1 pseudogene is annotated in these 307 nt (G+C 73.0%); it reads left to right on the forward strand.

Annotation, left to right across the window (positions count from 1 at the left end):
• A pseudogene (locus tag ADL05_RS05585) lies at positions 1-307 on the forward strand (peptide chain release factor 3); the annotation flags it as partial.

A 307-nucleotide genomic window follows, 5' to 3' on the forward strand; every position in this document is an offset into this window, starting at 1 on the left:
GGGCAAGTACAAGCAGTTCCAGCGCGGTATCGCCCAGCTGGACGCCGAGGGCGTGGTGCAGGTGCTCACCTCGGACGTGCGCGGTGAGCAGGCGCCGGTGCTGGCCGCGGTGGGGCCGCTGCAGTTCGACGTGGTGCGCCACCGCATGGAGCAGGAGTTCCGCGCGCCGGTGGAGACCTCGCCGCTGGACTACTCCGTGGCGCGGCGCACCGACGCCGAGTCGGCCCCGGCCCTGCACGCGCTCTCGGGCGCGGAGGTGCTGCGGCGCCGCAACGACGGCGAACTCCTGGTGCTCGTGCACAACAAG

Origin of the sequence: Nocardiopsis sp. NRRL B-16309, from assembly GCF_001279585.1 — a bacterium.
Lineage (GTDB): Bacteria > Actinomycetota > Actinomycetes > Streptosporangiales > Streptosporangiaceae > Nocardiopsis.